The 18,653-nt window shown below is 59.6% G+C and carries 15 protein-coding genes and 1 tRNA gene; 3 read left to right on the forward strand and 13 right to left on the reverse strand.

Annotated features, from left to right (window positions below):
* Positions 1-308 precede the first annotated feature (308 nt).
* The 3 genes from cbpM to CE636_RS16975 form a co-directional block, all read right to left on the reverse strand.
* Positions 309-614 (reverse strand): chaperone modulator CbpM, encoded by a 306-nt coding sequence (cbpM, locus tag CE636_RS16965; RefSeq protein WP_020481009.1) that lies wholly within the window; start codon positions 612-614, stop codon positions 309-311.
* The gene (cbpA, locus tag CE636_RS16970; protein WP_017900085.1) at positions 614-1,531 is read right to left on the reverse strand and encodes a curved DNA-binding protein; all 918 of its coding nucleotides are present in this window, start codon (positions 1,529-1,531) and stop codon (positions 614-616) included. The genes cbpM and cbpA overlap by 1 nt, the downstream gene beginning before the upstream one ends.
* Positions 1,532-1,676: 145 nt before the next feature.
* On the reverse strand, positions 1,677-2,360 hold the full coding sequence (locus tag CE636_RS16975; protein ID WP_017900084.1) for a TerC family protein: 684 nt from the start codon (positions 2,358-2,360) through the stop codon (positions 1,677-1,679).
* A gap of 225 nt (positions 2,361-2,585) precedes the next feature.
* On the opposite strand from CE636_RS16975, the gene CE636_RS16985 reads away from it, so the two are divergent.
* On the forward strand, positions 2,586-3,371 hold the full coding sequence (locus tag CE636_RS16985; RefSeq protein ID WP_017900082.1) for a DsbA family protein: 786 nt from the start codon (positions 2,586-2,588) through the stop codon (positions 3,369-3,371).
* A gap of 47 nt (positions 3,372-3,418) precedes the next feature.
* Here the strand turns inward: CE636_RS16985 and pgaD are convergent, their stop codons facing one another.
* The 4 genes from pgaD to pgaA are packed head-to-tail and all read right to left on the reverse strand — an operon-like array spanning position 3,419 to position 9,657.
* Positions 3,419-3,865: a poly-beta-1,6-N-acetyl-D-glucosamine biosynthesis protein PgaD gene (pgaD, locus tag CE636_RS16990; protein ID WP_017900081.1), complete on the reverse strand. Its 447-nt coding sequence runs from the start codon at positions 3,863-3,865 to the stop codon at positions 3,419-3,421.
* Positions 3,862-5,193, reverse strand: coding sequence for a poly-beta-1,6-N-acetyl-D-glucosamine synthase (pgaC, locus tag CE636_RS16995; RefSeq protein WP_017900080.1), 1,332 nt, complete (start codon positions 5,191-5,193; stop codon positions 3,862-3,864). Before pgaC ends, pgaD begins: the two co-directional genes overlap by 4 nt.
* Positions 5,186-7,201, reverse strand: a complete 2,016-nt coding sequence (pgaB, locus tag CE636_RS17000) for a poly-beta-1,6-N-acetyl-D-glucosamine N-deacetylase PgaB (protein ID WP_017900079.1) — start codon at positions 7,199-7,201, stop codon at positions 5,186-5,188. The genes pgaC and pgaB overlap by 8 nt, the downstream gene beginning before the upstream one ends.
* Before the next feature lie 8 nt (positions 7,202-7,209).
* Entirely contained in the window at positions 7,210-9,657 is a 2,448-nt protein-coding gene (gene pgaA / locus CE636_RS17005; RefSeq protein ID WP_164852364.1) for a poly-beta-1,6 N-acetyl-D-glucosamine export porin PgaA, read from the reverse strand.
* Positions 9,658-10,290: 633 nt separating this feature from the next.
* Between pgaA and CE636_RS17010 the strand changes: the two genes are divergently transcribed.
* Together CE636_RS17010 and CE636_RS17015 are read left to right on the forward strand one after the other, a co-directional pair.
* Positions 10,291-10,857, forward strand: coding sequence for a helix-turn-helix transcriptional regulator (locus CE636_RS17010; RefSeq protein ID WP_004206400.1), 567 nt, complete (start codon positions 10,291-10,293; stop codon positions 10,855-10,857).
* Positions 10,858-11,168: 311 nt separating this feature from the next.
* A complete protein-coding gene (locus tag CE636_RS17015) occupies positions 11,169-11,459 on the forward strand; it encodes a PerC family transcriptional regulator (RefSeq protein WP_004153693.1) in 291 nt (96 codons plus the stop codon).
* 701 nt (positions 11,460-12,160) lie between these two features.
* On the opposite strand, the gene CE636_RS17025 is transcribed toward CE636_RS17015, so the two are convergent.
* From CE636_RS17025 to CE636_RS17050, 6 genes are all read right to left on the reverse strand, one after another.
* Positions 12,161-12,236 (reverse strand) — tRNA-Phe (locus CE636_RS17025).
* 115 nt (positions 12,237-12,351) lie between these two features.
* Positions 12,352-14,439 (reverse strand): DUF1176 domain-containing protein, encoded by a 2,088-nt coding sequence (locus CE636_RS17030; protein ID WP_017900076.1) that lies wholly within the window; start codon positions 14,437-14,439, stop codon positions 12,352-12,354.
* Between the two features lie 67 nt (positions 14,440-14,506).
* Positions 14,507-15,082: a transcriptional regulator gene (locus CE636_RS17035; RefSeq protein WP_032426201.1), complete on the reverse strand. Its 576-nt coding sequence runs from the start codon at positions 15,080-15,082 to the stop codon at positions 14,507-14,509.
* A 35-nt stretch (positions 15,083-15,117) separates the two neighbouring features.
* Positions 15,118-16,914, reverse strand: coding sequence for a protein-disulfide reductase DsbD (locus tag CE636_RS17040; RefSeq protein ID WP_017900075.1), 1,797 nt, complete (start codon positions 16,912-16,914; stop codon positions 15,118-15,120).
* Positions 16,890-17,213, reverse strand: coding sequence for a divalent cation tolerance protein CutA (cutA, locus tag CE636_RS17045; RefSeq protein WP_004206404.1), 324 nt, complete (start codon positions 17,211-17,213; stop codon positions 16,890-16,892). Before cutA ends, CE636_RS17040 begins: the two co-directional genes overlap by 25 nt.
* A 124-nt stretch (positions 17,214-17,337) precedes the next feature.
* A complete protein-coding gene (locus CE636_RS17050; protein WP_017900073.1) occupies positions 17,338-18,639 on the reverse strand; it encodes an anaerobic C4-dicarboxylate transporter in 1,302 nt (433 codons plus the stop codon).
* Between the last annotated feature and the right edge of the window lie 14 nt (positions 18,640-18,653).

Genomic DNA, 18,653 nt, shown 5'->3' on the forward strand with positions numbered 1-18,653 from the left:
GTCAGGCGTAGCCGCCACCCGGCGCGAAGACGGTGCCATCTCGGTGACCATGCCCGGCGGCGCTGCGCTTGCGCGGGCCTACAAATCCAGTGCAAAGGGTGGGTCCGATCTCATTTGTAGGCCGGGTAAGGCGTAGCCGCCACCCGGCGCGAAGACGGTGCCATCTCAGTGACCATGCCCGGCGGCGCTGCGCTTGCGCGGGCCTACAAATCCAGTGCAAAGGGTGGGGCCGGTATCATTTGTAGGCCGGGTAAGGCGTAGCCGCCACCCGGCGCGAAGATGGAACGCCGCTAGGCGGGATGTCGCCCCTATCCGTGGGCGAGAAAGCGGGCCAGGCGCTGCTGCAGCAGGCGATTTTCGCGGGTCAGCCGCGCGTTCTCATCCAGCAGGGTCAGCGCTACCGCGATCCCCGGCCAGTCCAGCTCCAGCTCGTTACGCAGGCGCACCGCGCGATGGACAATCGTCACCGCGCTGTCGTCGAACAGCCAGGCGTCCGCCTGCGGCTGGTGCGGTTCAATCATGCCTAAGCCGACAATCTCCGTCAGCTCCTCTTCCGACACCCCGGTACGCAGGCACAATTCGGTAATGGTAAACGTCACTGTTACTGTAGCCATCAGGCTTTCCCCCATGTCTTACGCGGATCGAAGCTGGCTTCGGCGGTGGCCAGCTGTTGCCAGAGCTCACGCGCTTTTTCATCTGGTTTTGGCGGCATCACAATTTTAATAACGGCGAACAAATCGCCGGTGTGGGTTTTGCTCACCAGCCCTTTGCCCTTGATGCGCAGGCGCTGCCCTGCCTGGCTACCCGGCGGCACCGTCAGCAGAATGCTCTCTTTCAGGGTGGGCACCGTGACTTTGGCGCCCAGCGCGGCCTCCCACGGCGCCAGCGGCAGGACGATCTCCAGGTTATGTCCCACGATGTCGAACAGCGGGTGCGGGGCGATGTGGATCACCAGCCACAGATCGCCGTTCGGGCCGCCGTTTTCGCCCGGCGTCCCCTGGCCTTTCAGGCGGATACGCTGACCATCGACTACCCCGGCGGGGATCTTCACATTCAGCGTCTTCGGCGTTTCGCTTTCAATCATGCCGAACACGTTATACACCGGCAGGTTATAGCTGATGGTGCGGGTTTGCTCGGCCAGCGTCTCTTCAAGGAACACTGCGACCTCGATCTCCAGGTCGTGGCCGCGCGCCGCGTGCTGGCGGCGACGCTGATGCGCCTGCTGGCCAAACATGGAGGAGAAGATGTCGTCGAAATCCTGCTGGCTGTAGCTCTGCTCGTGGGTCTGCTGCTGGCGACCGAACCCGGGATCGTTGCGATGCTGCCAGAGCTGATCGTATTCCGCGCGCCGTTGCTCATCTTTCAGGACTTCCCAGGCTTCGGCGAGATCCTTAAATTTGGCTTCGGCATCGTTTTCTTTACTGACGTCGGGGTGGTACTTGCGCGCCAGGCGGCGGTAGGCGGTCTTGATGGTTTTCAGATCGTCGGTTGGTTGCACCCCGAGAATGGCATAATAATCCTTCAATTCCATGCTGTTATCTCATCTATGCTCAGTGCGGTGGTTACATATTCCCTGGATCAGGCGTCTGTATAAAGCGTAGGGCAAATGCGCCCTGAAGGGGAAGAAAAGTGGCAGAAACTTGACGCCGTCGGGGTCAACGGCGCCTTGGGCAAGGCTAGTCTTTCGCCTGCGGCCGCTGACGACGGCGCCAGCCTGCGAACAGCACCAGCAGCGCGCCGATGGCGCCGGCCAGGCGCGCCATGCCCTCGCCGGCAGTGGGAAACAGCTGGCGGAGGGTAGGGTCGCTGACCAGCATTGAGCCGGCAATCCAGCCGATGAGCATCCCGCCCAGCAGCACCACCGCGGGAAAGCGGGTGAGCAGGGCTAGCACCAGTTTGCTGCCGGCGACGATAACCGGGATGCTGATCGCCACGCCGAGGGCGACCAGCGCAATGTGTCCTTTGCCTGCGGCAGCCACCGCCAGCACGTTATCCAGCGACATGATCACATCCGCTACGGTGATGGTGACTGCGGTGCGCCACAGGCTGCCTGAGCTGGCAACCTCGCTCTCGTCCTCCTCATCACTGACCAGCTTGATGCCAATCCACAGCAGGAGCAACGCGCCGACTATTTTCAGCCACGGCAGCGACAGGAGATACAGGGCGATCGCCAGCAGCAGGATGCGCGCCAGGATGGCTCCTACGGTGCCGATGACGATCGCTTTGGTGCGTTTTTGCGGCGGCAGTTTGCGACAGGCCATGGCGATCACCACGGCGTTATCGCCGCCCAGCAGTAAGTCGATGGCGACAATCTGCAGCATAATCACTGCCATGTCCCATTGTTGAAGAAACGCATACATATTGAGAGAAACCACCTGAAATAAATACCACGAAAAGCCGCTGCGCAGGGGACTCCGCCCGGTGAGCGTTGACCGCTGGCGCCGGCCCGCGCCGACGCGCGTGGAACCTGAGCCTGAAAAATAAAGTTACGAATCAACGCGCCGTCGGGCAAGGCTTCGGCGAAAAAGGGTGATATTTTGTCATACAGACACACCTGCCGTTCACTTATCGCAAGGATCCCCACTATGTCTGGCCACAAGAAATACCTCTCTGTCGCCCTGCTGAGCGCTGCTTTACTGCCGGCGATGGCCTCTGCCGCTGACGCGCCGGCGACCTTCACCCCGGAACAGGAGGCGCAAATCGGCAAAATCGCCGCCGATTACCTGGTCGCCCACCCGGAAGTTCTCCTGCAGGCAAGCCAGAAACTGCAGCAAATTCAGGCTGAGCAACAGGCCAGCGCGGCCACCCAGGCGGTGCTGAAGAATGCCGCCTTGCTGACCCAGGATAAAAATACCCCGACTTACGGCCCGGCCAACGGCAAAGTCACGGTGATTGAGTTCTTTGACTACCAGTGCGTCTACTGCAGCCGGCTGGCGCCGGTGATGGAACAGGTGATTAAAGCGCATCCGCAGACCCGCTTCGCTTTTAAAGAGTGGCCTATCTTTGGCGGCCGCTGGGAAAGCTCGCTGGAAGCAGCGAAAACCGGCCTGCAGATCTATCAGCAGAAAGGGGCGGATGCCTATCTGACCTACCATAACGGGATCTACGCCACCGGACATAACGAAGGCAAGCTGACGACGGCGGATATCCAGCAGCAGGCGAAGAAAGCCGGCTTTGATGCGAAGAAGGCCAGCGACGTCGAACCGGTACTGCAGAGCATTAACGACCTGGCGCAGGAGATTGGTCTTAGCGGCACGCCGGGCGTGATCGTGATGCCGACCACCGGCGCCACGGAAGCCAGCATCACCGTCTTCCCGGGGCTGGCGGATAAAGCCTCGCTCGAAGCCGCGATTAAAAAAGCCGGCGGCTGATCGGCGGCGTCGTTACCCGGTCAGGGCCGCCGAGGGCGGCCCTGCTATCATTCATGATCCCTCTCCTCGGGCGGCGGCAGCGCGTGGCTTTTTAAATCAATAATCTGACCAATGTGATCGTGGTAAACGGTCAGCAAATTATAGCGACTCATTTCGGAGATGATCTGCGGGGCGACGTTAAAGCTGCTGGCCAGCTCCTCATCCCGCAGGGTAAGCACCGCGGTGTGACGCCGGGTGTGGGCGCGGCGTCGGTTATAGTGATACCAGAGGATCAACAGCCAGCCGTTCAGCGCGGCAAGCAATAAATACACCAGCGCCGTATTCAGGGAGTCCATCAGCGACGACCAGCGCGGGGAGGGCGGCGCGATGAACTGCATCAGCAAATTGGCGTAAAGAAAGAACAGAAAACCGAGCCAGGCCAGCAGCGTTAAGCCGGCGTCCACCAGCCGGGGCAGCACGCGGTGTTCGGTTAAGATGAGCGTATTTTCATTCATCGCAGGCTTCCTTTTCCCCGGTCCGGGCTCACCCAGCGCGCGCGGGAACGTTGACGTTTCAACATCACCTTCGGAAAAGCGACCAGCGTGGTCAGCAGGCCGATCATCCAGTAAACCATCGGGAACCAGATCACCCAGAACAGGGATTTGGCCACCTTTTTCTCATAGCGCCGTTCGATATACAGGCTGGCGACGAACTGCAGCAGGCACATCAGGCCGAGCAGCATGCCGGTGAACTCAGGCGGAAACAGACTGTGCACGGTCAGGTTGTCCGGCAATGGCATCAGGCGGCTGAGGATAAACAGCAGGATGGTGACCGCGTAGGCAAAGGCCCACAGCGTGGAGCAGGCATACTCCAGAAACAGCGGCCACATCCGATGATGCTGCCAGTGAAACAGACGGCGCAGGTTGACCAGAAAGACTTCGGCCCCGCCCTGGGCCCAGCGCAGACGCTGCTTCCATAACCCTTTGAGGGTCTCTGGCATCAGGATCCAGCACAGCGCCCGCGGCTCGAAAAAGATGTCCCAGTGGCGGAGCTGAAGCTTCCAGCTGATATCAATATCTTCAGTGATCATATCCGGGCTCCAGTAGCCGACGTCCGCCAGGGCCTGGCGCCGGAAGGCGGCGATCACGCCAGAGACGGTAAAGACCCGGCCATAGATCCGCTGCGTCCGCTTGATAAGGCCAATGATTGACGAGAACTCCCCGACCTGAATGCGGCCGATCAGCGTGGATCGGGTGCGGATCCGCGGGTTGCCGGTGACCGCCCCGACGTGCGGGTAGTGGATCAGCGGGGCGACCAGCCATGCCGCGGTATCCCGGTCCAGCAGGGCGTCGCCATCGATGCAGACCAGCAAATCGCCGCGGGCGGCGGCGGCGCCCGCTTTGAGCGCCACCGCTTTTCCCTGATTGGCGGCCAGGTGGATCACCCGCAGCCTCGGCTCCTCCTGCGCCAGCTGCTGCAGCACCTGGGCGGTGTTGTCGGAAGAGCCGTCGTTAATCGCGATCACTTCGAGATTGGCGTAACGCTGGGCCAGCGCTGCGCTGATGGTCTCCCGGGCGTTTTTCTCCTCGTTAAAGCAGGGGATCAGGATCGAGATCAGCGGATTGCCCGGCAGCGTCGGCGGCGGGGTATCCTCGCCCCACGGCCAGTGGCGCTCCAGCTGAAACCAGAAGTACAGACCCCCGGTGATCCATAGCACCGACATAAACAGCGGCCAGAAAAAGACAAAGTCGAGGATAAGCTCGCCGGTAAATACCGCTGCGACGCCTAACGGTAGCCCGAATACGAGGCATAAAATGCACAATGCGATAATGCGATCAGTCATGGTCAGGGTACCACCAGGAAGAGAATTGCGGTCTGATACGGGAGATATCAGGCTGATTGTTAATGAAATCGTCTGGGTAGTAGCCGTAGTTTTTGACGCCGTTTAGCCGCAGCAAACGCATCCAGTCCGCCAGCTGTTGGTCAGGAATGGCGTTGTGCTGGCGTCGGCTCCAGTCTCTGGCCTGTAGCTCAAAGATGGTTTTCTTCAGCGCGCCCGGGTGGCGGGCGACGGTCTGCACCAGCCGCGTCAGCCAGGCCTGGCTGGCGTCGATCGGCACGGACTCCATCAGCGGCATCGCCATGGGCACCGTCCAGTCATAGGCGGCAAGGAAGTCATCCAGATTTTGCGCAAACCAGGCTTCGCTCTGCGGCTCCAGGATCGGCAGGGCGAAGAGATTACGCGCCGTTTTTACCTGCGGGCCGCGGATGGCCTGCACCGCCTGGCGCAGCTGCAGAGTGAAGCGGGTCAGGGTTTGGCTTTTGAAACGCATCCATGCTTCACGCTCCTGCGGACGCTGGGGCACCGGGCCGGCATCGCGCGCCAGGCCACTCTGCCGCCAGGCGGCGACCGCCTCCGGGCTCACGTCTTCAAAATCGGTCAGCACGGCGTCGTCGTGGAACAGAATCCCGCTGAAGCTGGCGTGTCGGGCCAGATCCTCATAGATGTCGGTGATCTGCTGGCGAACCCGCGGATCCCAGGGCGACAGGCGAACATAGGGCTGATGGGCAAGCAACGCCTTCCCGGTTTGCGGATCCCAGCGCTGAACGCGCGGCAGATCGGACGAGAGATCGAAGGCCAGCACCGGCATCCAGGCATAAACCTTCACCCCGCCGCGGGTCTGCAGCTGCCAGGAGACGAAGTTAAACAGGTCGGCGCGCATCGGCAGCCAGCGGTTGGGGAAATAGAGCGACTTGACCGTGCCGTCGCCCTGCGGGTCGGAGAAGGCCTGCAGAAAGACGTGGCTGATTTTCATGTCATAGACGCGCTGTATCAGCTTATCGATATTCTTTGCCTGCTGGACGGGATTGGGGTCATAGACATAGTCCAGATCGACATGCATCACCCGAACAGGATCGGCTTCCTGGATCTGGGTTACGGCGTTGGCAAAGGCCTTGATCGACGGGTTACCGGCGATCAGCATGCGCGGAATATTGTCCAGATCCTTCACGTTGCCCAGGCCGTCGTTCAGCGTAAACGCCAGCTGATACCCCTGCTGTTTGGCGATGGCCAGAGTGCTGCCGCTGGCGGCGCCGTAGGGCCACACCCAGGCGCGCGGCGCTTTCCCGGCGACGTCGTGGATTTTCGCCGTTACTTTCTGCACGTCATCGGTCATTCGCCGGGTAAACTGCGCGTCGCTTTCATAGCGGCCGGTGGTTTTATCCCAGCCTCGGTTGGCGGCGGCGGGCTCGCGGCTGCCTTGCGGATTGGCCGGCAGGCCGTAATGCGAGGCCCAGGTGTGCGCGCCGATCTCCACCAGCGGCGAGCGGCTGAGCTCGCGCACCATCTCCCAGGTGGCGAAGCGATCGCGCGGCGTCATCAGGCCACCAAAATTAACGGGCTGGTTGGCGGGGGTGTCCACCCAGCTGCCCACCGGCGCCCACAGCGCCGGAACGTTCCAGGCTTTAAGCAGCGGCCAGACGCGGGTATAAAAACTGCTATAGCCATCGTCGAAGCTGAGAAGAAAAGCCTTAGGCGGAAGCGACTTAAGGCCATGATGCGCGTCCAGAATGTCCTGAACGCTCACGGCATGGTAGCCATGATGCAGCAGCCAGGCGATCTGCTCATTAAGCGCGCTGGTCCGCACCGAAAGATAACGCTGGTCGGCGGCGTCGTCTTCGACGTCATGATAGGCCAGCACCAGAAAGCGATCCGCCGGCCAGGGTTTATTGGCCTCCAGCTGGGGTCGTTGCTGCGGGGCGAGGAAGGGGACCTCCTCAGCACGCACGCTGAAGATAAGGCACAGCCAGCCGAGAAGCATCAGGCCGTTGCGCAGGGTCGTGTTCAGCATGGTCATCCTTAAAACCGTATGTTTGCATCAACAGTGATGGCGAGGTTGTTTTCACGTTTACCGTCGTAGGGGCGTTTGTCCCAGTTCAGCATCACCCCGGCGTCGACGAGGTTGTTCCAGCGCAGACGCTGGCCGTAGCCCAGCGTCGTTATCGCGCCGGCGGCGTGATTTTTTTGCCAGTAGCTGCCGCCGCCGGCGAGCAGCTGCTGACTCCAGACGGTGTCATACCGCTGGTAAAGCGTGTGATCGACGGTCAGCGCTGCGGTGGCCGCGAGGTCGCGGGCCGGACTGTAATACGCGGTGTCAGTGCGGCTATTGGCGCTGGCCGCCAGACCGGGCTGCAGATCCAGCGTTAACCACGGCGTCTGCCAGAGGCGCTCTTTACCAGAGAGGGTGTACTCCTGACGACGGTTGTGGTCGGTAAAGCGGCTGGCGGCCACGCTGACGCGGTACTCCCGGCGCTCGTTTTGATACCATCGCAGCCAGCCTTCGCCGCGGTTGGCGCTGACGCCGTTGCGTAACGCGCGCAGCGGCGTCTGCTGCGAAATCCGCTCCAGCTCGCCGCCCAGCTGCCAGCGATCGTTGACGTCGTGCGCGGCGGAAAGGCGGACGCCGGGCTTATTCTCGCCGTGAAAATTGACGCTGGAGAGTTCAAGTTCTCCCCAGGCGTCGCGCGGGCGCCATTCAATACCGGCGAACAGCTGGCGACGGCTGCCTGTCCCCTCTTCAAAATTGCCTTTGGCAAAGCGGTGGCCGCCAAACAACCGCCAGCTGTCGGCTATCGGCGGGCTGTAGATCGCCGTCTCAAAACTGAGGTCGTGGGTACCGCTCACCGGGTTGTCGGAATGCAGCCCTTTGCCAACGCTCAGGCGCAGCTCGGAGAAATGATGGACTTCGCGGGCTTTGGCCAGGCGTTGGGTATTCAGATCCCGTGGCGAGCGGGCGATAACGTCGTCGGTCAGCAGATCCATCTGCCGCCACTCCTGCAGATCGAGAGCGACCCAGGCCTGCTGGCGCTCCAGCTGCAGGCTGGCGGGCTCCAGGGTTTCCGCCGCTTTCAACTGGCGTTCGGCAGCCCGCGGCAGCCCTCTGTCCTGCAGCACGGCGGCATAGTCGATCTGCAGCCCCTGGTTGCCGGGGGCCGTCGCCGCCAGGCGCTGCATGCGGGCTTCGGCCTGCGGCAGGGCGTTGGTGGCGGAAAGATAGTGCACGTTAAGCGTCTGCGCGGTGAGCCAGTCGTCGTTCGGCTGGGGCGTCGGCGAGCCGTAGAGATGACGGATGTAGGGCGCATTCCGGGTGAGGCGGGCGACATACCGTTGCGCTGCCGGATACTGACCTGTGTCCAGCAGGGCGTAGAAAAGCTCATGTTCTTCATTCTGTTGGCTCGTCAACCACGAGGGATGCTGATGAATGAGCGTCAACGCAGGCTCAATCTGCTTAAGGGCGATATAAGAGGAGATGACCCAGCCGATGGCCCAGTCGGGAACCACCTGCTGCTGCGCGAGCAGGCTTTGGTATTCGCGGATGATCTGCGCGTAGTCTGCGTTGGCGTACAGCGCGCCCAGACGGTCAATGCGCGCCCGGGTGATGTCCGGGGCGGCCTGCGGATCGGGACGCCAGGCGGCGATCATCGCGTCGTATTGCGCCAGTGCCGTGCGGGCCAGCGCGTAACGCGCATTTTCTTCACGGGAAGGCGTATCGGCAAGGCGCACCAGCTCGGCGGCGGCGTTCAGCTGCAGGTTGCGCTTTTCCGCGGGCGTCAGTTCGACGCTATTCGCGAGGCCGAAGGCGGGTGAGTCGATCCGGTTGCGGGTCAGGGTCGCCATCAGGCTGGCCAGCGCGGCTTTGTTCTGCGGTTCGCGATCGAGGATCTGCGTGTCCACCAGCAGCTGGTCCCAGCTTTTGCCAAGCCGCAGGTAGACATAAGAGAGGGTCTGCAGGTGAGCCACGCTCGCCTGCTCCGCCACCAGGCGACGCGCTTCGCTGAGCGCCTCGCCGTCCTTGCGGGCATCGGCCAGCGTCTTGATATAGCCGATACGATAGTCGTCACTGTCAGGGGACTGGCTGAGAGCCTGCTGCCAGAGGAGGAGCGAGGCTTGCCACTGTTTCTGGTTGCGCAAAGCCTGCGCGGCGGCGGCGGTGCCCCGTGCGGGAAGCGGCATATAGACCTGATAGCGTCGCCAGATTTTCACGACCTCATCGTCCTGGCCGGCCCAGAGGGCTACCTGCAGCCAGTCGGCTACCTGAGAAGGGGTTAACGCATGCCGTAGCTGGTACTGCTGAAGATATGAGAGAAAGGGGGCGTACTGGCCCTGACGCGCTTGCAGGATCTGCTGGTCATAGAGCGAGTCCGCTCCCTGAACCAGCGTCGGGAAGAGCAAAAGCACGCCGATTGATAGCGAGAGTTTCGTGTTGCGATTAAACAATAACGTATTTGAATAAGGTGATCTTTCCATTTCTATTTGCCATATGTTCATCAAGAATCCATTGCACAACACGACCGTCCTTTGACGGTGAGTTAAAGGATGAGGATGGTCCCATTTAGCTGACTGGCACTGCGGGTGAATGACTTATTGCAAACTAATAAACCTATCTCCTGTGGATAATTGAATGGATAATTTATACCCGATACCGCGGCGGATAAATATGGTTAAATGACGAGCTGAGTTTTAAGATAAATCTGTAAAAATGGTTTAATTCGAATCGCCATGTTGAAGTCAATGTCTTTAACTTACTGAAATAAATAAAAAATGAAGCTGGCTGGAATTTTGTTTCAAATTTTCCTGGTGGCTTATATTGCTGTGAGGGGAAAGATTTTATATAGATATTTAAGATGATTTCTGACAAAAATTCTTAATAGCAAAAAAAGCATCTTTTCTGTGGGATTTTTTTATTTATAATTAATCCGTTTATTTTCTGTCCGAACCCTGGGAGGTTTTTCACAGCCAGATTCAGATGCCGCGCTAATGATAAATCACAGATCTCGTTATTTTTACCGCCATGCGGAGCGATCCTCAGGGGCAAGGATAATGTCTGGTTGACGAGAATTTGTTGATTAAATGTTAAAGGGACGACTTGTGGCAAATTCAATGATATTAGTTACCCAGGATCACTATCTTTTTCAAGGTGTTAAGAATTTCTTCCCTGATATCATTCAGTTAGATTCTAGCGGAAAAGCGATTTTAGATAATGAGGTTGATGAACTCTCTCTGCTGGTTGATAGCCGTTCGCCGCTTTGTCATTATGATTATCTGGTGATGGAGGCGGCACAATCCAGAAAGCGAATATGCTGTATTGTCCTCGATATGCGCCATCGGGAAGAGCATTTACTCAGCCTGAAATCGTTTTTAAACATGTCATTATCACCCGCCGATATGGCGACCTTATTTGGGCTTTTCCTGGAGATGAAGAGTAATCGGCTGACCAAAGAGTGGTTCGACAATCTGCGCTTAAGTATGACAGAGCAGCTGATGCTGCGTTTTCTTGGGGCGGGGATGACAATGGAGGAGGTGGCGTTGAATCTTAATACTTCGCTAAAAAGCCTTTACCGCAAGCGGACCGCACTTTATGAACGACTGGGGTTAGATAATTTTAATGAAGCCTGCTTATTTATCTTCAAAAATAAACTGCTGGACCAGTCCGGTCGATCGCCATGAGGGCTGGTTGTACAGGAAATGGGTGATATCGCAAGGTATGTAATGATGGAAATGTAATAAATTAAATAGATATTGATAGGTACAACCGTCGATACCGGTCGGTATCCAGGGTGGCGCCCGGCATATAATTCCGGAGCTCTTTGGAAGTAATTACCGCCATGGCGGTTTGCTATGCACAGCGATTATTATAATGAATATATTCCTTGCGCCGCAGAGGAATAGTTTTGTCATAAATTAACTTTACCATGGTATTCCGGCTCACGTGTCGGAATACCATGAGATATCGTGAAAGCATCAGAGGAGCGAGGTGGATGAGAATAAGGGACAGTATTGCGGAGCGGTTAGAAGCCTGCGGGCTCTACCGTCGGGCGGCATCCAGATGGATTGAGGTGATGCAGCGTTGTCTGGACGATGAGGACCGAGAGTGGATCCGTCACCATCGCAATCAGTGTCTGAAAAAGGCGCAACGTCCGCCGGCGCCGAAAGAGGAGTTTGCCGATCTCCACCAGGCGGCTAAAGAGACGCAATATCGCATGGGCATTGCTAAGCCTTATGGCGAAGCGTTCAGACTACCCGGCAAAGGGAAAACCGCCGCCGAATAATACCTTTCTTTATTGCGTTTGCCTGACGGCCTGCGTTTGCGCAGGCGTTTCATTGTCCGTAGGCCCACGCAAGCGCAGCGCCGCCTGGCGATATGCATCAGACGCCGTACCCGCGGTTGTGCCGGATGGCGGCATAAATGCCTTATCCGGCCTACGGATCCTCCCGCAGGCTCAAACAGCGTAGGCCCACGCAAGCGCAGCGCCGCCTGGCGATATGCATCAGACGCCGTACCCGCGGTTGTGCCGGATGGTGGCATAAATGCCTTATCCGGCCTACGGGTCCTCCCGCAGGCTCAAACAGCGTAGGCCCACGCAAGCGCAGCGCCGCCTGGCGATATACATCAGATGCCGTACCCGCGGTTGTGCCGGATGGCGGCATAAATGCCTTATCCGGCCTACGGGTCCTCCCGCAGGCTCAAACAGCGTAGGCCCGCGCAAGCGCAGCGCCGCCGGGCAGGGATCATAGAGTGGAGTTCGATGAAAAAGTCCGGATGTAGAAAAGCAAAAAACCGCCTTGTGGGCGGGTTCTTTAAATAGTGGTGCCCGTACTCGGACTAACGCCGCAGGCGTTGAACAGCGCGCGTGTCGCGCTGGCCCCGAAGGGGTGAGCCGCTGTGCGGCGAATAATCGAACGCAGTTCGATGAAGAGTCCGGCTACAGAAAAGCAAAAACCCAGCCATAGGCTGGGTTCTCTGAATAAGTGGTGCCCGGACTCGGAATCGAACCAAGGACACGGGGATTTTCAATCCCCTGCTCTACCGACTGAGCTATCCGGGCAACGGGGCGCATTAAACCGTAATCCGCCCACCCCGTCAACCAAATTTCTTAAATTACTTGTCGATTGCTTATCTTTGCGGCAATTCCGCGCTCAAAGGCGCATTTTGACTCAATATCACTGCATGCCGTTATCGCCTTGACGGCTTTTCCAGCCGCTGGTGACGGAGATAACGTGACGCAACCCGGAAATCAGGTAATCACCAATCACCTCTTCATCTTCCCGCGGCGAGCTCAGCGTGATTTCCGCATCCACGCCGTGACGATAGGCGCCATGATGGCTGAAAATGGTGCCGATATAACATTTTCCGTTCAGCCACACCGGAATATAGGCCACCGTCTCATAGATATAGTTGACGGCAACGCCGCTGTAGTAGTTGTCCGCCTCGTCGGCGGAGGTGCCGGGCGGAATGGGGCAGATCGGTGCATCGTTGTCGCTGGCGGGCTTATCTTTCAGCAGGTTGCCCTGCATAACCTCCAGCGAGCGCAGCAGATCCGCTTTATCGCCGTCGCTCAGTCTGGGGGTCAGCGGTTGGTCTTTCTCCGGGGAGCGGATGCTGTTCAGCGTATAGCGATAGCGAACCGTCACCGCGGGCGTCTGGCTGGCGGTGCTGAACGGGCGCAGCAGGTAGAGATTATCTTCGCCAAACTGGCCGTTGTACCACAGGGCATACACCTGGCCGTTGATTTTGACCCAGTGGTTCCACTGGTTAGCCCCGCGGCCATTAATGGAAAAGAGGGCGCCGGGCACCCCGGCATCGAAATCGTCGCCATTATCACTGTCGCTACCGTCGACGGCGGCAAAATCATCCTCGCCGCGCCGGAGCACCCCGGTGTAGCTGAAGAGCCCGGTGCCGCCCACGTAGCTGTCGATGATCAGATCGCGTTTGCCGTCGCCGTCGAGGTCGATAAGCGTAAAGCTGACTTTGCCGTTTTCTGAATCTGCGCTAATTGCGGAGCGCAGAAACGCCTGCCACTCGTCATCGCTGATATCCGGGGACGGTTTGCTGGTCGTCACCAGGCTGTCATCGGCGTAAGTGAGGGTGAAGTCGGTAATATGGCCGGTTAACGGAAACTGCTCGGCGACCCGGTTCAGCGCCAGTTCGGGATCGCTTTTTTGCGCCTTCAGCACCGCGTTATACAGCGTTCGCAGGGCCAGGTTATCCGCCTCTTTCTGCTGCTTCGGGATCACCTGGCTGACAAAGGTCGGCAGCATCCAGGTACCGCCCGGGGTGATTTCCCGGCACATACCGGTGCTGTACTTCAGGCTGGGAACGAAGGTCTTACCCTCCCAGACCCGCGTCTCGCCGGTTACGCAGTCGGCCATGCCCCGCTCTTTATGCAGGAAGACCAGCGTGCCGTTGGCGTAGCTGGAGGCCTCGGTAGTGAGCAGCCGCGGTTTGCTCAACTGGGCGTTATCGACCAGCCACAGGGCATAGCCGTCGTTATAGGGCGCTCGCCAGCAGAGCGCCTGCGCCAGCGAATGGGTTTTATCCAGCGCGGTAAGGGTAATCTGGCGCTCTGCCGCCGGAATGGCCGGGTTCTGCCAGTCTTCACAGCGCTGATTCAGCAGCGGCGTCAGGGAGGGCAATAGCTTCTGGCGCTGGAGCATGTTTAGCGGTACAGGCTGCGCGTTGTGGATCACCGGCGCGGCGATGATTTCCGGGGCGGGGGCGGCGGGCAAAATGGCGTCGTCGCCCGCATCGCCTTTATCCAGCAGCGCATCGGCGGTGCCGGTTCGTCGCTGAAACGCATCCATTTTACGCAGCACTTCGCGGCTGCCAGCGCTGGAAAGCAGCATGTGCTGGCCGTTAAGGGCGAATTCGATTTTACGCTGGTTCGCCAGGGCCTGCAGCACGGCGGATGTCTGATCGCTGTCCAGACGGAAGTGGCTGTCATCCACGGCATCCAGCGAGCCGAGGTCCCGGTCGTCGATCAGCAGGCTGGCGGTGGAGTCGGCGGGGATATCGTGTTCGATCTGCGCGAAGGTGACCGTGGCGGTGGGATGCTGTTCGCTGCCCGCGTTGCGGGTCAACAGCACGCTAACCTCGCCCATGCGGTCGCCGTAACCCGCCGCCCGGCAGGTGCCGGTGTTATCGCAGGCGAGCTCCCAGTCTTTTTGCGCAAAGGAAAAACCTTGCAGGGGAGCCGCCAGCAGGGGCGTAGAACACAGCCCCAGCCAGACAGCCCAGAAGAACGCGCGCATATCAATCCCTGTCAGCAATCAGTGAGGGGGAAATTATAGGCGCGACATGGCGGTTAGGATATCAGAATCAGGTTAATGCCCCGCCCATACGGCACTGGGCGAAGCGCAGAATATCTTCTGCCAGCCGCCGCGCCGTATCGACATCCGTCTGGCTACGTTTGATCAGCAGACGGCTCAGACAGCCCTCGACAATCAGCTCCATCTGCTTGGCGACCATTTCCGGATCATCCACCTCCAGCTGGGTCAGCAGCTCATGGGTGTAGGCCAGCGAAGCCTGCTTCTGCTGTTCCGCCAGCTGGTGAATCGGGTGCTGGGCATCCGGATAGAAGGTGCAGGCGGCGATAAACAAACAGCCGGGGTAACGCTGATTGCTGACGCAGGTGGTGAGTGCGCTATAGCGTGCTAGCAGCTTTTGCTCTGCGCTTAAGGTGTCGTCCAGCAGCAGCTGACGGCGCCAGGCATCCACCTGTTGGCTCAGATAGCGAAGCGCGTCATACAGCAGCGCTTCACGATCGGGCCAGAAGCGTTTCAGGTCGCTCGTCGGACAGGACACGCGCTCAGCGACCATCTCCAGCGACGTGTTGGCGATACCTTCAATTTCAAGAATTTTAATGGCTTCTGCCAGGACGTCTTCACGCAGCACGGTGTTCTCCTCCATCTTTCCTCCTAAAGTGTCGCTCACGCTTGCCAATCGCGCAAATGGGCGCTGAATGCCGCAGCATCCATAAAGCCGGTGACTCGCCGGTCGGGCTGTTCCTGACCCTGCGCGTTGAAGAACAGGATCGTCGGCAGACCGAGCACCTGCAGGCGCTTCAGTAGCGCGGCGTCTTGCGGACTGTTCTTCGTCACATCAACCTGTAATAACACGACGCCTTTCAGCGCCTGCTGCACGTCAGGTGAGCTAAAGGTGTATTTTTCAAACTCTTTACAGGCCACGCACCAGTCGGCGTAGAGATCGAGCATCACCGGCTGACCTTTTGCCTGCGCCAGCGCCCGGTCAAGCTCGGCCACCGAGCTGACGCGGGTGAAGGCCAGGTGCGCCTGCTGCTCGAGCGCCGGGGCGCCAAACGCCCAGTCCTGCAGGGGACGGGCGCTGACCAGCGCGGCGGCAAGAAGAATGATTTGCACCAGCCGCATCCACGGCCGGGTGGCGCCCAGCGAGGTGATAAACGCCCAGCTGAAGAAGGCGATACCGAGCATTGACCACAGACGTAATCCCCACTGGTCGCCGAGTATGCGCTCCAGCAGGAAAACGGGCAGAGCCAGGATCACGAACCCGAAGGCGGTCTTCACATGGCCCATCCATGGCCCGCTCTTCGGCAGCAGACGGTTGCCAAACACGGTGACGAGGATCAACGGCAGGCCCATGCCCAGCGCGTAGAGGTACAACGTGCCGCCGCCCAGCCACAGATTACCGCTCTGGGCGATATATAACAGGATGGCGCTCAGCGGCGCGGTGGTGCAGGGGGAGCAGATCAGCCCGGCAATAGCGCCCATCGCAAAGACTCCGCCGGGCGATCCGCCCTGGCGTTTATTGCTGAGCAGCGCCAGCCGCGTCTGCAGCGAGGAGGGCAGCTGCAGCGTAAACAGGCCGAACATGGAGAGGGCCAACAGTATAAACACCGCCGACAGACCCACCAGCACATACGGGTGCTGCAGGGCCGCCTGGAACTGCAGCCCGGCGGCGGCCACCACCAGCCCCAGCGCGGTGTAGGTTAAGGCCATCCCCTGGACATAAATAAAGGCCAGCAGCAGGGCGCGCGCGGTGGAAAGCCGCTGTTTGCCGCCCAGCACGATGCCGGAAATCAGCGGGTACATCGGCAGCACGCAGGGGGTGAAGGCGATACCAATGCCTATCAGCAGCGCCCACAGGGCGGTGAAAGGCAGGCGGGCGGGGGCGTCAGCTGGCGGCGCAGAGGCAGGCGCAGGTGAAGTGGCGATCTCCGGGGACGGACGTGGCTCAACCGGCAGCGGCGGGTTGAACACCGGACGACTGCTCGTCGGCGGCGCAGGGTCAATGGTGGACACCTGGCCATCTGCCGAAGCCGCCAGCACGGCGCTCAGCGGGATCACTTTGGTCTCCGGCGGATAACAGAATCCGGCATCGGCGCAGCCCTGCCAGGTGACGGTGAGAGTGGCGTCTTTGTCCGCCTGCTTCACCGTGACCGGAACGGTCAGGCGCTGGCGAAAGATCTCGCTTTTGCCGTAAAACTCATCCTCGTGCCACTCGCCCGCCGGCAGTGCCGGTTCGTCGAGAGTCGCCCCGGCGGCGCGGAAGGTAAACTGTTGACGATAAAGATAATAACCATCCTTGATTTGCCAGCTCAGGTTGAGGTCATGCTGTTGCTGCTGAAAGTCAAAGGCGAAGGCCTGGTCAGCAGGCACGAAGTTCGAGCGCCCCGGTGCGTCGAATAACCCGGCGGTGGCTGACGCGCTGCACAGCAGCAGGATCAGCGTAATGATGCGGTAAGCCATGAGAGGTAATCGTTGTCTCCATACGTGACGGGCAGAACCAGCAGTTCAGGGGTTTGATACGGGTGGTGAGACTTCAGGCAGTCCAGCAGCGCCTGCTGATGGGCAAGATCGGTTTTGAGCAGCATCTGAACTTCATACTCCTGCTCCAGCTTCCCTTCCCAGTAATAGAGCGAGGTGGCCCCCGGCAGGAGCGTGGCGCAGGCGGCCAGCTTTTCCGCCAGCGCTTTCGCCGCCAGATCCTGGGCGGTTGCTTCATCCGGCGCGGTACAGAGCACAACAACAGCATCAGGCGTAGTCATCATGAACCTCGTATCAGCGAAAAGAGGCACTATAGCATGCAAGATGCGGGGATATTAGCGTCACGAGCGGGGAATGGGAGGGAAACGGGCAGCGGGCCCGCGCGGGGCCCGCTGCCGACGGCATTTACAGCATAATCCCGCCGAAGATGAAACCCAGGATCACGCACAGGGTGATAGCGATAACGCCGGGGATCAGGAAGGCGTGGTTAAAGACATATTTACCAATGCGGGTTGAGCCGGTGTCGTCCATCTCCACCGCCGCCAGCAGGGTCGGGTAGGTGGGCAGGACGAACAGCGCCGAGACCGCGGCAAAGGAGGCAATCGCCGTCAGCGGGCTGACGCCCAGCAGCAGCGCGGCGGGCATCAGCGCTTTGGTGGTGGCCGCCTGCGAGTAGAGCAGCGTGGCGGCGAAGAACAGCACCACCGCCAGCAGCCACGGGTAGTTTTGCAGCAAGTCGCCGGCCACGGCCTGGATGTCGCTGATATGCGCTTTAACGAAGGTATCCCCCAGCCAGGCGACGCCGAGCACGCAGACGCAAGCGCTCATCCCGGACTTAAAGGTACTGGCATTGAGCACTTCGCCGGTGTCGATTTTGCAGGTGATGCTGATCAGGGTGGCGATGGTCAGCATAAACACCACGATCGCCTCGTTACGCGGTAGTACAGGGTTTTTGATCAGGCCGACGGTATCGCTGATGGCCGTAGCGTAGAACATCACCGCCACGATGCCGATCAGAAACAGCAGAACGGAACGTTTGGCGTGCGGCTTCAGTTCAAATACCTGGCTGCCGCGTAGACTGACTTCACCCTTGGCCAGCCGCTCCTGGTAAACAGGATCGTCTTTCAGCTCGCAGCCGAGGAAGTTGCAGACGATAGCGGTGAGCATTACCGCCAGCAGGGTGACCGGAATACAGATGGCCAACAGCATCAGGTAGCTAACGCCCAGCGGCTCCAGGATCCCGGCAAAGAACACCACCGCGGCGGAGATAGGCGAAGCGGTGATCGCTATCTGGGAGGCCACCACCGCAATCGACAGCGGACGGGACGGACGGATGCCTTGCTCTTTGGCCACTTCGGTGATCACCGGCAGCGTGGAGAAGGCGGTATGGCCAGTGCCGGCGAGCACGGTCATAAACCAGGTCACCAGCGGGGCAAGGAAGGTAATATATTTCGGGTGGCGACGCAGCATCCGTTCGGCGAGGCTGACGAGGTAATCCATCCCGCCTGCGACCTGCATGGCGGCGATAGCGGCAATCACCGCCATAATGATTTCAATAACGTCGAAGGGGATCGCACCCGGTTTAATTTGAAAAATAAGCGTCAGGACAAGGACGCCAAGGCCACCGGCAAAGCCGATACCGATGCCGCCGAGCCGGGCGCCGAGATAAATCGCCAGCAGGACAATAACCAGTTCTGCACCAAACATATATGCCTTCCTTG

The sequence above is a fragment of the Klebsiella sp. LY genome, assembly GCF_004010915.1.
Taxonomy (GTDB): Bacteria; Pseudomonadota; Gammaproteobacteria; order Enterobacterales; family Enterobacteriaceae; genus Klebsiella; species Klebsiella quasipneumoniae.